The organism is Roseobacter sp. MED193 (genome assembly GCF_000152965.1).
GTDB lineage: Bacteria > Pseudomonadota > Alphaproteobacteria > Rhodobacterales > Rhodobacteraceae > Pseudophaeobacter.
Genome location: NZ_CH902583.1, coordinates 2,682,503 through 2,697,002 on the forward strand (window position 1 = coordinate 2,682,503; position 14,500 = coordinate 2,697,002).

At 58.1% G+C, this 14,500-nt stretch carries 14 protein-coding genes; 6 read left to right on the forward strand and 8 right to left on the reverse strand.

Features of this window, described 5'->3' with window-relative positions:
• Nucleotides 1-105 precede the first annotated feature (105 nt).
• Entirely contained in the window at nt 106-1,698 is a 1,593-nt protein-coding gene (locus MED193_RS15165) for a Na/Pi cotransporter family protein (protein WP_009810626.1), read from the forward strand.
• Nucleotides 1,699-1,794: 96 nt separating this feature from the next.
• Here MED193_RS15165 and leuB read toward each other — a convergent pair whose 3' ends face one another.
• The gene (gene leuB / locus MED193_RS15170) at nt 1,795-2,898 is read right to left on the reverse strand and encodes a 3-isopropylmalate dehydrogenase (protein WP_009810627.1); all 1,104 of its coding nucleotides are present in this window, start codon (nt 2,896-2,898) and stop codon (nt 1,795-1,797) included.
• 81 nt (nt 2,899-2,979) lie between these two features.
• A complete protein-coding gene (locus tag MED193_RS15175) occupies nt 2,980-3,879 on the reverse strand; it encodes a LysR family transcriptional regulator (protein ID WP_009810628.1) in 900 nt (299 codons plus the stop codon).
• A 95-nt stretch (nt 3,880-3,974) separates the two neighbouring features.
• On the opposite strand from MED193_RS15175, the gene MED193_RS15180 reads away from it, so the two are divergent.
• Nucleotides 3,975-4,880 carry a sugar nucleotide-binding protein gene (locus MED193_RS15180; protein ID WP_009810629.1) on the forward strand — a complete coding sequence of 302 codons (906 nt, stop codon included), beginning with the start codon at nt 3,975-3,977 and terminating at the stop codon, nt 4,878-4,880.
• Here the strand turns inward: MED193_RS15180 and MED193_RS15185 are convergent.
• The 4 genes from MED193_RS15185 to leuC form a co-directional block, all read right to left on the reverse strand.
• Nucleotides 4,877-5,926, reverse strand: coding sequence for an endonuclease/exonuclease/phosphatase family protein (locus tag MED193_RS15185; RefSeq protein WP_368072271.1), 1,050 nt, complete (start codon nt 5,924-5,926; stop codon nt 4,877-4,879). The two genes, MED193_RS15180 and MED193_RS15185, sit on opposite strands and share 4 nt — an antisense overlap.
• A 32-nt stretch (nt 5,927-5,958) precedes the next feature.
• Nucleotides 5,959-6,792: a hypothetical protein gene (locus MED193_RS15190; protein WP_039966244.1), complete on the reverse strand. Its 834-nt coding sequence runs from the start codon at nt 6,790-6,792 to the stop codon at nt 5,959-5,961.
• Between the two features lie 494 nt (nt 6,793-7,286).
• Complete coding sequence (gene leuD / locus MED193_RS15195; protein WP_009810633.1) at nt 7,287-7,892, reverse strand: 3-isopropylmalate dehydratase small subunit; 606 nt, start codon at nt 7,890-7,892, stop codon at nt 7,287-7,289.
• 13 nt (nt 7,893-7,905) lie between these two features.
• Complete coding sequence (leuC, locus tag MED193_RS15200; RefSeq protein WP_009810634.1) at nt 7,906-9,312, reverse strand: 3-isopropylmalate dehydratase large subunit; 1,407 nt, start codon at nt 9,310-9,312, stop codon at nt 7,906-7,908.
• A 488-nt stretch (nt 9,313-9,800) separates the two neighbouring features.
• Here leuC and rsfS point away from each other — a divergent pair, with 488 nt between their 5' ends.
• Together rsfS and rlmH are read left to right on the forward strand one after the other, a co-directional pair.
• Nucleotides 9,801-10,139, forward strand: coding sequence for a ribosome silencing factor (gene rsfS / locus MED193_RS15205; RefSeq protein WP_039966944.1), 339 nt, complete (start codon nt 9,801-9,803; stop codon nt 10,137-10,139).
• A gap of 105 nt (nt 10,140-10,244) precedes the next feature.
• The gene (rlmH, locus tag MED193_RS15210) at nt 10,245-10,715 is read left to right on the forward strand and encodes a 23S rRNA (pseudouridine(1915)-N(3))-methyltransferase RlmH (RefSeq protein ID WP_009810638.1); all 471 of its coding nucleotides are present in this window, start codon (nt 10,245-10,247) and stop codon (nt 10,713-10,715) included.
• 50 nt (nt 10,716-10,765) lie between these two features.
• Here rlmH and rpiB read toward each other — a convergent pair whose 3' ends face one another.
• Both rpiB and MED193_RS15220 read right to left on the reverse strand, forming a co-directional pair.
• Nucleotides 10,766-11,215: a ribose 5-phosphate isomerase B gene (rpiB, locus tag MED193_RS15215; protein ID WP_009810639.1), complete on the reverse strand. Its 450-nt coding sequence runs from the start codon at nt 11,213-11,215 to the stop codon at nt 10,766-10,768.
• A 115-nt stretch (nt 11,216-11,330) separates the two neighbouring features.
• Nucleotides 11,331-11,687 carry a hypothetical protein gene (locus MED193_RS15220; RefSeq protein ID WP_009810640.1) on the reverse strand — a complete coding sequence of 119 codons (357 nt, stop codon included), beginning with the start codon at nt 11,685-11,687 and terminating at the stop codon, nt 11,331-11,333.
• Between the two features lie 149 nt (nt 11,688-11,836).
• On the opposite strand from MED193_RS15220, the gene MED193_RS15225 reads away from it, so the two are divergent.
• Nucleotides 11,837-13,285, forward strand: a complete 1,449-nt coding sequence (locus tag MED193_RS15225) for an FAD-linked oxidase C-terminal domain-containing protein (protein ID WP_009810641.1) — start codon at nt 11,837-11,839, stop codon at nt 13,283-13,285.
• 74 nt (nt 13,286-13,359) lie between these two features.
• Nucleotides 13,360-14,499, forward strand: a complete 1,140-nt coding sequence (locus MED193_RS15230; protein WP_157041377.1) for an FAD-binding protein — start codon at nt 13,360-13,362, stop codon at nt 14,497-14,499.
• Nucleotide 14,500 lies beyond the last annotated feature (1 nt).

A 14,500-nucleotide genomic window follows, 5' to 3' on the forward strand; every position in this document is an offset into this window, starting at 1 on the left:
TCCCAGCTCTTCTATGTGGCGTCGATGACGCAATTTCACGCTTTATCCCACGCCTTGTGCCCGCTCTTTGTGCTGGTCATATTGAACGGAAGAGAAGGGGCGGGCATGACCGAGCAACTGTTCTATGTTTTTGGCGGAATTGGCATGTTCCTCATGGGGATGAAGGTGATGACCTCTGCCCTTCGCGAAGCTGTCGGCAGCCGGCTTCAGGCGGTCTTGACCAGATTTACCACAACACCTTTTTCCGGGGTGATATCTGGGGGGCTGACAACCGCAGCAATTCAGTCGTCCAGCGCGACCACAGTGATGACCGTTGGCTTTGTCGGGGCAGGGTTGTTGACGATGCCGCAGGCGCTTGGGGTCATTTATGGCGCCAATATTGGCACTACGGCGACGGGCTGGCTCGTGAGCCTGCTGGGTTTTAAGTTGAAACTGGGCACAGTGGCCATGGCCTTGCTGTTTCCAGCCAGCCTGTTGGATCTATTGGCGCGTGGCGGCTGGGCACGGGCTGGGCGCATGGTGGCGGGGCTTTGCCTATTGCTCATTGGGTTGGACCTGATGCAGGCAGGTATGAAAGATGTCAGCGGGTTCCTGCATCCTGATATGCTGCCCTCCGGGACCCTTTGGGGACTGCTGGTCCTTGCGGCTCTGGGCGCTGGGCTAACGGTGATTATGCAAAGCTCTTCGGCGGCGATGGCGCTGGCGCTGGTGATGATCCAAAGCGGGGCCATCAGCCTGACGCAGGCCGTGGCCATTGTGGCGGGGATGAATATCGGCACCACCTGTACGGCGCTTTTGGCTTCCCTGGGGGGCTCGTTGCCGATGCGTCAGACCGCTGTGGCCAATATTTTGTTCAATATCGCGACCAGCTTGATGATGGTGCCTGTCTTGCTGTTCGGGGTTGGTGCGCTTCAGCAGGTCGCTGACCGAACCGATGCGATGACGGCGATTTTGGTGTTTCATACTGGCTTCAACCTCGTTGGAGCGATGGTGTTCGTGCCTATTACAGCACGGTTTGCCAAGTTCATCAGCTGGCTTTTGCCAGAGGCGCCAAGGCAGACAGTGGTGGATTTGGACCGGGCCTTGCTCTCGGATCCCGATATGGCGCTTTTGTCAGTGCAAAGCGCACTAGAGATCCTTAAAAATCGCGCCTATGCGGCCATGTCCGCAGCTCTGCAGGAACCCGCGGATTATCGCGGCATTGCGGCACTTGGCCCCTGTCACGCCGGGTTGGCCGAGGTGGAAGCGTTCCTGGCAGATATTCGCCTGACTTCGGATCACGAAAAGCAAGAAGCGGCACTTTCGGCGCTGCTGCACCAGACGGATCATCTGGTGCGGTTGCTGGACCGTTTGACCCAGACAGGGCGGATTGCCGTACTGACCGAAGATTCTCTGTTGCGACGTCCTGCCTTGATCACCGGTGCGGCGCTGCAGTGGCTTACTGTGGCGCCGCCTACTAATAGCGCGGGGCAAGCCCGATTGCAGCGCATTTCGGGCTTGGTCAATCAGCGTAAAGATCGCCATCGCCGCGCGCTTTTATTGGGCGAGCACGCAGGGCTCTATGATCTGAGTGAGGTTTTTGCACATACAGATGCCATGCGCTGGCTGAGCCGCAGTCTACATCACCTTGAGAGACTGGAGCATTATCGCCATGTGGTCGACACCTTGTTGCCTGTGGCCAGAACGGTGCCTGATTAACCTGGTTCTCAAAAAGAAAAGAGGACGTCTCCGCCCTCTTTTCCCATGTTTTCCATGTCCTAGATCCCGTAAAAGGGAGAGCCTAGGCAGGCTGCGTTACAGGCTAGCCTGCAGGGCTGCGACAACAGCGTCACCCATTTCGCTGGTCGAAATCGGATCAACACCGTCTTCGCCCAGCAGATCTGCAGTGCGGGCTCCGTCCGAGAGCACTGTTTCGATGGCTTTTTCCAGACGGTCGGCCTCGGCTCCCATGTCAAAGCTGTAGCGCAGCGCCATGGCAAAGCTGAGAATACAGGCGATTGGGTTTGCCTTGCCCTGACCGGCGATGTCTGGGGCCGAGCCGTGCACCGGTTCGTACATTGCCTTAGGACGGCCATTGGCCATTGGCGCGCCGAGGCTGGCAGAGGGTAACATGCCCAAGCTGCCGGTCAGCATAGCGGCGCAATCTGACAGGATGTCGCCAAACAGGTTGTCGGTCAGGATGACGTCGAATTGTTTTGGCGCTCGCACCAGCTGCATAGCGCCGTTGTCGGCATACATGTGGGACAGCTCTACCTCTGGGTAGTCCTTGCCCACACGGGTGGCTACTTCGCGCCACAGGATGCCGCTCTCCATTACATTGGCCTTCTCCATCGAGCAGACCTTTTTGTTGCGACGCATCGCCAGTTCAAAGGCGGACCGGGCTGCGCGTTCGATCTCAGACTCTGTGTAGCGTTGGGTGTTGATGCCTACGCGCTCGTTGCCTTCTTCAAAGATGCCGCGGGGCTCGCCGAAATAGACGCCTGAGGTCAGCTCGCGCAGGATCATGATGTCGAGACCGGCAACAATGTCACGCTTGAGCGAGGAGAAATCCGCCAGGGCGTCAAAGCACTGAGCAGGGCGCAGGTTCGCATAGAGATCCATTTCTTTGCGCAGACGCAGCAACCCGCGCTCAGGCTTGACCGAGAAGTCCAGATCATCATAGGCCGGACCACCCACGGCGCCGAGCAGAACCGCGTCCACCTCTTGCGCTTTGGCCATGGTCTCATCCGCGAGTGGCACGCCGTGCTTGTCATAGGCGGCGCCGCCGACCAGATCTTCGCTCACATCGAACTGAATGTTGCGGGCCTCACCGAACCAGGTGATGACTTTACGAACCTCGGTCATGACCTCAGGGCCGATACCGTCGCCGGGCAGAATCAGAATCGATGGATTGGACATATGTGCCTCCTAAAAACAGTTGAAAAGGGCCTACCCTTCTGGGGGCGCAGGGTCAACAACAGGCCCTAATTTCAAGGGAGGTCAGGGTGATTTCCCCACCGTTTTGAGGGCTTTTGCCAAGAGCGACCAGACCCGTCGGATACGCGGTGTTTCCCGCATAGCGCTATGGGCGGTCAACCAGATCGGTAGGGCAGGGATCTCAACGCCTAGATCCAGCTCTGCAACGCAGTCATCCGCACGGGCGACACCGCTTTGGCAAAAGCCGATTCCGCAGCCTGCCCGCACCAGTTGCCAATAGGTCGTTTGATTGTCGCAACGCATGGCAAAGGCGCTGCGATCCACCTGCCAGCCCATCTGGCGCATTGTGTTCAGGATCAAATCGTTATTGTCATATCCAACCAAGTCATGTTGCCATAGCTCCTCGCTCGTGCTGGGCCGTCCACGACGTGCCAGGTAGGATTTTGCGGCAAAGATCCCAAGGGGCAGATCTGCGATATGCTGGGTGATCACATCCAGCTGCGTTGGGCGATACATGCGCAGGGCGATATCGGCGGCGCGAAAGAGCAGGTTCTCGCTCTCATCTGTCGGCACCAGTTCCAGCTCAATTCCTGGCTCTTCCCGGCGTATATCTGCTAGGATAGGTGGCAGCAGGTGATGCGCCGCAAAGACGCTGGCGGTGATACGCACGGTGCCTGCGAGCTCTTCAGACTGGCCTGCGGCCTGCAGTGACAGTCGGTACATCTGCGCTTGCATTTCCCGCGCCATCGGCAAAAGGGCAGTCCCGGCTTGCGACAGTTGAAGCCCCCGAGGGTGGCGCTCAAACAGGCGCTGATTTAAATCGGCCTCAAGGCTTTGAATGTGGCGGCCAAGGGTGGGCTGGCTGCGAGACAGCTGCCGTGCCGCCGCCGATAGAGAGCCGCAGTCCGCCACAGCAAGGAAACTCTGAATCAGAGACCAGTCGGTGCGTGTTGTCTTTTCCATTCAATAATGAATGGCAGATCAAAATAATTTGGCAATGCCATATTTGTTTCGAATGGAGGAGCATGGGGCAGATCTTAAGAACAGGAGAAGACGTGATGACACAGACAGCTCTCATACTCGGGGCCTCTGGCCGGTTTGGCAGAGCGGCAGCTAAGGCTTTTGAACAGGCGGGTTGGCAGGTGGAGCGTTTCCGGCGGGGACAGGACAATCTTACACAGGCCTGCGCAGGGGTTGATGTGATTGTGAATGGTTGGAACCCGCTCTACCCTGATTGGGCCGCGCAGGTGCCAAGGCTGCATCGGCAGGTGATCCAGGCGGCAGAGGTTGCTGGTGCAACCATCATTTTGCCAGGCAATGTCTACGTTTTTGGCCCAACCACGCCTGCCCCCTGGTCGCAGCACAGTGCCCATGCTGCGCAGAACTCGTTGGGGCGGATCCGCATTGAGATGGAAGCGGCCTACCGCGCCTCCTCTGCGCGGGTGATTTTGTTGCGGGCAGGAGACTTTCTCGATACCGAGGCCTCGGGAAACTGGTTTGACGCAATGATCACCGCCAAGCTGAGCAAGGGGAAGTTCGTCTATCCGGGGCGGTGGGATATTCCTCATGCCTGGGCCTATCTGCCGGATGTTGCGCGTGCAGCAGTGGAACTGGCAGAAAAGCGCGCTGACCTGCCGCGGTTTCTGGATGTGCCCTATACGGGTTACACCCTTTCCGGGCAGGAGCTGTTGGCAGCATTGAATGCAAATTTGTCCCGTCCTGCGAGGCTGAGCGAGATGTCCTGGCTGCCTTTGCAGCTTGCCCGTCCGTTTTGGCCGCTCGGACGTTGCCTGTTGGAGATGCGCTATCTATGGAATACGCCGCATAGCCTGAACGGAGATCTGTTTCATGAGCTTTTGCCGAGGTTTCAAGCGACGCCGCTTGCGCAAGCACTGCCGCATTGCCTACCCCAGGAGTTGTTGGTCAGTCAGCCCGGTGCGGTACGCCAGGATGCCATGGCTTAGTCCAAAACGAGATCGACCCAGACCAGCCTGTGACGGCTGGCATGGGCCGCCGGAGAGCTGTCGCTTTCAGGCCAGACCACCCCCGCAGCGGCTACTTGCCACTCCTTTGAGGGCAACAGGTAGTCCACCCGCATGCGACGCCCTTCTCCCCAATCTACGGTCGCAGTGTTGGCCTGCGTTGAGTAGGGGAGGGGGTCCTGCAGCCTGCGGTCTTGTAGCAGCTGGGCGATGCTATCGCGTCGGCCATCGCCCTGATTTGGGTCCAGATTTGCACCGCCGACAATCACAAATCTGCGGGTCGGAGGGGGCGCAAGCTCTACCGGTAGCAAGCCGTCAAGAAAGACCTGCCAAAGCCGGATTTCATCTGCATTGCGCAGCCCGTTGCGATCCTCAGCCCCGTCAAACAGCGGGGGAGCAGCCTGAAAACATAGCAGGGTCAATCGCTGGCCATTTGCCAGCATGATCGGCAATACCCAATGTGCAGTAGAGGAGAGGCGCTGGATTGCCTGTGCCTGGGGGGAGGGGAAGGGGCTGCCGTCAGGATGCTGTGGGAGCGTCGCTCCGGGGATTTCGCGCCACAAGAGTGCTGAAAGATCCTGCATTTCATCCAGCACCAGAGGCGAGCGTGACAACACTGCCAGGCCAGCGCGACCCGTGTAGTCGCCATAGCCCTGTGAATCTCCGGGACCGCCCAAGCGACCGTCACCATCCAGATCCAGCTCCGTAGCGAGGCCCGCATTGGGCTGGCTGGCAAAGAGATGAGGATAGGGTGATCCAGCCTGCGCCAGGCGTTGTGTTAGGGCCTTTAGAGCTTGATTATTGTAATCCCAGTCGATGCCCTGCAGCAACAGAATATCGGGGTTAGCTTCCGCAATCACGGCAATCACCGCAGCAATCTGTTTGTCTTCGCCACGTTCAATATCGCGCAGCAACAGGCCCGGCCCCTTGCGGGACAGTTCGGTATTGAAGGTGGCAATACGCAGGGTTTCGGCCTGGGGGAGGCGCGGTAGCGCGACAAGGGGGATCAGCAGAGTGAGATATGGCAAGATGGAGCGATATCTCCACATCGCCCAGAACATCAGACGGCCTGTAGGGATTCTGCATGGGCATAAACCGCCCGTCTTTTTTGTGCGATCAAATCCGCGACCCGCAGCATGGCAAGGCCGCGCATAATCATGGAGGCCGGTACAAGGGCCCAGGCAGAAATCACCCAGACCAGCATGTGCGCAGAGGTGAGGTGACTGATGTCGATAAGGCCAGACATAAGCTGGATAGTGGCGGGAATGGCAAAGGGCAGCAATACGCCGATTATGATGTTGATGCGGCCGTCGCGTTGCAATCTGGTGACCACATCGCCGCCAGTGGTTGGGTCAAACAATGGCAGATTCACCCAGACATTAAAGGCCCCATTGGCGACCGGCCAATTGCCAACCCGAATGGCCAGGATAAAACACAGGATTGCCAGGGCTGAGGCAACATAGGCGATGCCAGCGGCGCCGCGTGTCAGGTGGAGGCTCTCGCTGGGGGTGTCGAGCGGCAGCATCAAAACCGTCAATTGCACCGGGGAATAGGCAAAGTCTAAGGCCTCACCCAGCCGTATTCCCAACCCCTGTACCAGCGCAGTAAGCCCGGTTGGATCCAGAGAGTGACGCGTGAGAAGACTGAGCAGGCCAATGGTGACAAGGGCCGCAACAAACCGCATTCGGTTTAGCGGTGGCGCTTCGCGAAACTCAACAAAACTGGGATAGTTGGAGAAATACTCTGCAAAGGTCAAAGCTCCGCCAAGTATCGCCATTAGGGCGATAATCTCAGGGGATTCCGTGGCAGAAACTGGCAGTACCATCGACGGCATTGCAATGAGCAACGCAATCAACAAACCACGAGTTGCCGCGCCTGATATGCGAGCAAACACTGCTATTTTTCCCTTCAAACTGGACTGGACGGTACTTTGCCGTGCCCTTGTTCCAACTTGATGCACCCTGGATCGTCCAGAATGCGCGCCTCAATTTTGCCCCATTTGTGCATGGATTGGTTCTTGGGCTCAAGTTTGCAATTGCGGAAATTTGATTTTCTTTAAGGAAGTCGTTCGGCCTGATGCGCGAATGCATCAATTTTGACCAAGCCAATCAGCAGCTTGCCTCGCGCCTACCAGATCTAGTGGCTGCGGGTTTCAGGCCCCCAATCGGACCCACAATGTCGAGGTGGGTCGGGTGAATGTGTTCGAATGGGGCGAATTTGTGGCGAATTTGTCTTAATTTGCACACTATCTGGGGCGCGCAGGCGACAGATTTTTTGTTTTGGCCCGCTGCCCGAGCAACAAAGCCGCCCCAGAATAACGGGAGCGGCTTTGTCTTTATCAATGAGTTGCGGCGCATCTAGACCTGCCAGAGCCCGAAAGAGGTGCTGTTAGACCCAGGGACGTTCCTGGGCCATCTTCCCCTCATAGGCCTCAACGGAGCTTTGTTTCTGCAGGGTCTGTCCGATGTCATCCAGACCTTCCAGCAGGCATTGTTTCTTGAAGGCATCAACCTCAAACTTGATGACTTCGCCATCCGATGTGGTGATTTGCTGCGCCTCGAGATCCACGGTCATACGGGCGTTTTCGCCCTTTTCCGCGTCCTTCATCAGCACATCGACCTGCTCTTGTGGCAATACAACGGGCAGGATGCCGTTCTTGAAGCAGTTGTTGAAGAAGATATCGGCAAAGGAGGTGGAGACCACGCATTTGATGCCAAAATCTGCAATTGCCCAGGGTGCATGTTCGCGCGAAGAACCGCAGCCAAAGTTATCGCCGGCTACCAGGATCTCAGAGTTACGATACTGCGGTTTGTTCAGCACAAAATCTTCGATTTCGGTGCCATCGCGATTGTAGCGCATCTCGTCGAAAAGGTTCTTGCCAAAGCCTGTCCGTGCAATCGACTTCAGGAACACCTTGGGGATGATCATGTCAGTGTCGATATTGACCAAAGGCATGGGGGCGGCGATGCCGGTGAGTTTTTCAAACTTTTCCATCTGTCTCGCTCCTTCAGATCAAATCACGAATGTCGGTCAGCTTGCCGGTGATAGCCGCTGCGGCAGCCATGGCAGGCGACACCAGATGGGTGCGGCCCTTGTAGCCCTGACGCCCCTCAAAGTTGCGGTTCGAGGTTGCAGCGCAGCGCTCACCCTCGGACAGCTGGTCGGGGTTCATCGCTAGACACATGGAGCAGCCCGCAAGGCGCCATTCAAAACCGGCCTCGCGGAAGATATCGGCCAGACCTTCTTCTTCAGCCTGGGCGCGCACTAGACCAGAGCCGGGCACGATCATGGCGCGCATACCGTCTTTGATCTTCTTGCCTTTGACCACTTCGGCCACGGCACGGAAATCTTCGATACGGCCATTGGTGCAGGAGCCAATAAAGACGGTATCGATTTCGATATCTGTGAGCTTCTGACCAGGGGTCAGACCCATGTATTCGATCGAACGACGGGCAGCTTCAACCTTGCCACCCTCAAAATCTTCTGGGTTTGGAACAACGCCTGTGATGGGCAGTACATCCTCGGGCGATGTGCCCCAGGTGACAACCGGCTGGATGTCTTCACCTTTCAGGGTGACAACCTTGTCGAAATGCGCGCCCTCATCGGTATAGAGGGTCTTCCACCAGTTTAGCGCGGCTTCCCACTGTGCGCCTTTGGGGGCGTGGGGGCGACCGTTGACATAGGCGTAGGTGGTTTCATCCGGCGCAATCAGGCCAGCACGGGCACCGCCCTCAATGGCCATGTTGCAGACGGTCATGCGGCCTTCCATCGACAGATCGCGGATTGCTTCGCCGCAATACTCGATCACGTAGCCAGTGCCGCCACCAGTGCCGGTCTCGCCGATCACCGCCAGGGTGATATCCTTGGCAGTTACACCAGGCTTCAGCTTACCGGTGATTTCGACCTTCATGTTTAGCGACTTTTTCTGAATCAAAGTCTGCGTGGCCAGAACATGTTCAACCTCGGAGGTGCCGATACCATGAGCCAAGGCCCCAAAGGCACCATGGGTAGCGGTATGGCTGTCACCACAGACCACGGTCATGCCGGGCAGGGTCCAGCCCTGTTCTGGGCCAACAATATGCACGATGCCCTGACGAACGTCAGAAACAGGATAATAGTGCACGCCAAATTCGCGGGCGTTCTTATCCAAGGCCTCGACCTGAATGCGGCTTTCGGCCGTCATCTGCGCGGGATCTTCACGACCCGCAGTTGTGGGCACGTTGTGGTCCGGCACGGCGATGGTTTTGTCCGGCGCATGCACCTTGCGACCCGCCAAGCGCAGACCCTCAAAGGCCTGCGGGCTGGTCACCTCGTGGACCAGGTGGCGGTCGATATAAAGAAGGCAGGTGCCGTCCTCTGCTTCATGCGCAACATGCGCATCCCAGATTTTGTCATAGAGCGTTTTGGGGGACATGTGTCCTCTCCCGTATTTTCAGGTGTGTGTAGCTGGCTTAGGGCTTGGGCTGCGGCCTTATAGGCGCGCCAGGACCGTGCGGGCGGCACCATAGAATCGCTCGCGCAGGCGGGCGCGATCTTGCAACTCAATAGTCTGGGCCAATACGAGGGTCATGGCTGTCAGATACAGGGGGGCGGGCAAGCGATCAAGGGTTAGCAGGGCGCGATCACGGCAAACTGGGCAATCTTTCCTTTGAATCCTTGTAAATATGAACCCTTCCCTCTTTCGGTGGGGGCGCAGATCAGGCAGAGAGTGTCGATGATTCGAGACCCGTCGTCGCTTTCATTGAAATGCGGCACGGAAATTGCTATTTTTAGCATATCCCCAGCGCCGGGGGAGGGTCGGCGCGCCTTATGGAGGACAGTGTTCTGTCGACCGAACCTCAAGCGGCAGCAGCCGCTGCTAGCGAAGCAGCCGAGGGTGCTGCCAAGAGCCGCCCAACCAATATGGTATTGTTGGAGCGGATCCTGAGCTCTCTGGATGATGACAAGGCTGAAGATGTCGTGCAGATTGATCTGCGCGGCAAGACAGCTATTGCCGATTTTATGGTCATTGCGACGGGCCGTTCGAGCCGTCAGGTGGCAGGGATCGCGGAAAAGCTGACTGATCGCCTGAAGCAGGAATATGGTATTCTCAGCAAGGTCGAAGGTCGCGACACCGGCGATTGGGTCTTGATTGATACCGGCGATGTGATTGTGCATCTGTTCCGTCCAGAAGTGCGTGAATTCTACCAGATCGAAAAGCTCTGGCAGCCGGGCATGACCCCTGGTCAGGACGGCGCTTAAGCTGCGGTTTTGACAATGGAGGCGGCACTCTGTTCTTGTGCCATCTCTGCTGTGTTAGACGCGACAGGCCAGTTCATGCCGTAACTCCCAGCGAGGACCATTCCGATGCGTATTTATATCTGCGCGGTTGGACGCCTGCGCGCTGGGCCTGAAAAGACCCTCATCGACGATTATCTCACCCGTTTTGATCGCAGCGGGCGGGCGCTGGGCCTTGGCCCGGCCCGCATTGTTGAGGTCGAAGACAAGAAAAACGCCGGTATGGGCGCTGAGGCGGGCTTGCTGCGCAAAGCTCTGCCCAAGGGGGCGGTGATATGCACCCTGGATGAGCGGGGCAAGCTGCTCAGCTCGCCGGATTTTGCCAACCGTCTGAGCAGCTGGCGCGATTCTGGACGCCAGGATCTGGCGCTGATTATTGGCGGCGCAGACGGCATTGATCCCAGTCTGCGCGCCGAGGCGGATTTTTCATTGTCATTTGGGAAAATGGTATGGCCGCATATGCTGGTGCGGGTGATGTTGGCCGAGCAGATATACCGCGCGGCCACCATCCTGTCTGGCAGCCCCTATCACCGAAGCTGAATGTGCAAAGGCGCGCCGGGACAGGCCCGGTCAAGCAATGCTGTCATGTTTTAGTCTTCAGCGGGTTCAATCATTTCCATACGAGTGGCATGGCGACCGCCTTCAAATTCTGCGGAGAGGAAGGCGTCGACGATATCCAATGCCAGACCCTTGCCCACAACCCGCGCCCCGATTGACAGCATGTTTGCATCGTTATGCTGGCGGATCATACGGGCCGAAAACGTATCAGCGCAAACGCCGCAACGGATGCCCTTGACCTTATTGGCGGCCATCATGATGCCCTGGCCAGTGCCGCAGACAATAATGCCCAGATCGCAATCACCAGCGGCCACGCGCTCGGCGGCTTCGCGGCCATGTTTGGGGTAATCTGTGCTTTCCGAAGTGGTGGGACCGAGGTCAAGAACCTCCCAGCCTTGGTTGGCAATGTGTTCGGCAATGGTCTGGCGAAGCTGAATGTCGGCATGATCGCTGGAAAGAACGACGCGTTTTGAGGCTGTCATGGCAGGGGTATCCCGTAGCAAAAGAGGAGGTGGCGCATTGTCAGACCTGTGTCACAAGACGCCTCTGTCTGCAAGGATGAGACGGGCGCCACACTTGGACAAAGGGCCGAGCATATTACTTTAGGTCGACCACAAACAGCGCGTCTCCCCAGCCATCGACCAGGCAGCGAGCCTGTACCTGGACCTGGGGTGTTCCGGTGGGGATCGCGACACCAGAGAGCGATCTTGTAAAGGGCTGTTCCTGGACATGGGGGTGTCCCAGAACCCGCAGCCCCAGCTCATTGCCCTGCATGTCAAGCACTCGCCAACCATCCGCATAATGGTTCCAGCCGGTATCGGGGTGGGAAAGGGTGACGTTAAATCGCCACTCGGTACCAGACTGCACCGCAGTGACAGCTTCGATTCTTGGCTCATCCGCCAATACAGGCAGCGCCATGAGGGTGAGCAGGAGTGGGAGGAGAGGTTTTTGCATGACCCAAGCCTAGATATTTTTCAGTTTTGGTACAGTCACGAAGGCGTGTCTGCCAGCTGAATTCAAGGGAGGGAGTACTTCGTGCTTGCATATCTGCGAGGATTGGTAATATTATTTTACCAAATAGCGCACCGCCAAAGGAGAGCCCCATGGAGATGCCTGTCCCCAATGTAGCCATTCTGGCCCGCAAGACACATCTAGCCGCACGACTTTCATTGGTTCTGCCTGGCGACGCCCTGATTCAGGATGAAATGGAAACCCGCGCCTATGAGTGCGACGGCTTGGCGGCTTATCGCTGCCCGCCGCTCATGGTGGTGCTGCCGCGCACAACGCAGGAGGTTTCTGACGTTTTGCGGATCTGTCATGAGGAGGGGGTTCCGGTGGTGCCGCGCGGTGCTGGCACTTCGCTGGCAGGGGGGGCCTTGCCCACGGCCGATAGTGTGATCCTTGGCGTGGCGCGGATGAATGAGGTGCTGGAAACCGACTATGACAACCGGGTGATCCGGGTGCAGTCCGGGCGCACCAACCTCAGCGTCTCGGGGGCAGTCGAGGAAGAAGAATTCTTTTATGCGCCTGACCCGTCGAGCCAGTTGGCCTGTGCTATTGCCGGCAATATCGCAATGAATTCGGGCGGGGCGCATTGTCTGAAATATGGCGTGACCACCAATAATCTGCTTGGGGTGACCCTGGTGATGATGGATGGCACCGTGGTCGAGATTGGCGGTGCGCATCTGGATGCGGGCGGTCTGGACCTCTTGGGGGTGATCTGCGGCAGCGAGGGGCAGCTTGGTGTGGTGACGGAGGCCACGCTGCGGATCCTGCGCAAACCCGAAGGCGCCCGCCCGGTGCTGATCGGCTACGACAGCAACGAGGTGGCGGGCGCCTGCGTGAGTGATATCATCAAGGCCGGGGTTTTGCCTGTTGCCATTGAATTTATGGATCGTCCCTGCATTGAGGCCTGCGAGGCCTTTGCCAAGGCGGGCTACCCGATGTGTGAGGCCCTGCTGATCGTCGAGGTCGAAGGAAGCCCCGCCGAGATCGACCACCAGCTTGGCCTGATCAAGGAAATCGCCCAGTCCCACAACCCGGTCGAGCTGCGCGAGGCCACAGACGCGGATGAGGCCGCCCGGATTTGGCTGGGTCGCAAATCCGCCTTTGGCGCCATGGGGCAGATCAACGATTACATGTGTTTGGATGGCACCATTCCGGTGTCCTCTCTGCCTCATGTGCTGCGCCGCATTGGCGAGCTAAGCCAACAGTTTGGCCTGGCCGTGGCGAATGTCTTCCACGCGGGTGACGGCAATATGCACCCGCTGATCCTTTTCGATGCCAACAAGCCCGGCGATCTGGAGCTGTGCGAAGACTTCGGCGCCGAGATCCTCAAACTCTGTGTCGAGGTGGGCGGTTGCCTCACTGGCGAACATGGGGTCGGCATCGAAAAGCGTGATCTGATGCTGCATCAGTACTCCGCCGAGGATCTGGAGGCGCAGCTGCGGGTGAAGGATGTCTTCGACCCGCAATGGCTGCTCAATCCGGCCAAGGTCTTCCCGCTGTCGGTGACCGAAAGCCGCCGCGCGCCCGCCCTGGCGGCTGAGTGAAAAAAAACTGCGTGACAGTCGGCGTGATGGGGGCTTTGCCCCCAAACCCCCAGAATATTTTTGGAAAGATGAAAATGCATAGCCCTAAAAATGAGGCCGAATTGGCTGAGATCATTGCTGGTGCGGAGACCCCCTTGTGTGTTGAGGGAGGTGGTACCCGCGGTTGTGAGGTCGAGGGAGACCGATTGGCACTGCGGGGGCTGAGCGGCATTGAGCTTTATGAGCCAGGATCTCTGACCCTGGTCGCCAGAGCTGGAACACCCATGGCTGAGATCGAGACGCTCTTGGCCAGTGAAGGTCAACGCCTGGCTTTTGAGCCGATGGACACACGGGGGGTGCTGGGGAGCTCGGGAGCGCCGACTATTGGCGGGGCTATTGCTGTCAATAGTTCCGGACCTCGCCGTATTCAGGGGGGGGCGGCCCGTGACTATCTCTTGGGAGTGCGGTTTGTTGATGGGGCTGGCCAGGTGATCAAAAACGGTGGTCGGGTAATGAAGAATGTCACCGGATATGACTTGGTGAAACTGATGGCGGGGTCCTATGGCACCCTGGGCGTGTTGAGCGAGGTTTCTTTGAAGGTTTTGCCCATCCCTGAAGCAATGGCAACGGTCAGTGTTGCAGTACCAGATCTTCTTTCGGCTGTGCGGGCAATGTCGACAGCCCTGGGCTCGCCTTATGATGTCACCGGCGCCGCATATGATCCGGGTTCGGGTCTTGCCCATATCCGCCTGGAAGGCTTTGCGCCCTCGGTTCGTTATCGCCAGGAGAAGCTAGCAGGGGAGCTGGCGGGTTCGGGCGAGGTTGAAAACCGGTCTGGTTCTGAACACCTGTGGCAGGACATCCGCGATGTCGCCGCCTTCCAGGGACGAGAGGGCGATGTTTGGCGGATTTCGGTAAAGCCGTCGGATGCCGTGAAACTTGCACCGATGTTGGAAGCAGAGGCCCTGCAGTTTGACTGGGGCGGTGGGTTGATCTGGGCGCTGACTTCGGAAGGCGCGGATCTGCGTGCGAGGCTGATGAGCGCTGGGCTTTCTGGGCATGCCACTCTCGTACGTGCCCAATCGGCAACAATTGCCGCATTGGGCCGGTTTCAGCAGCAAGCACAGGCGTTGGAGTTGATCTCTGACGGGTTGCGGAGCCGGTTTGATCCGCGCGGCGTGTTGAACAGGGGTCTGATGCGGGCCGGACAGATGGCCGGCATGGGAAGGGCTTAGA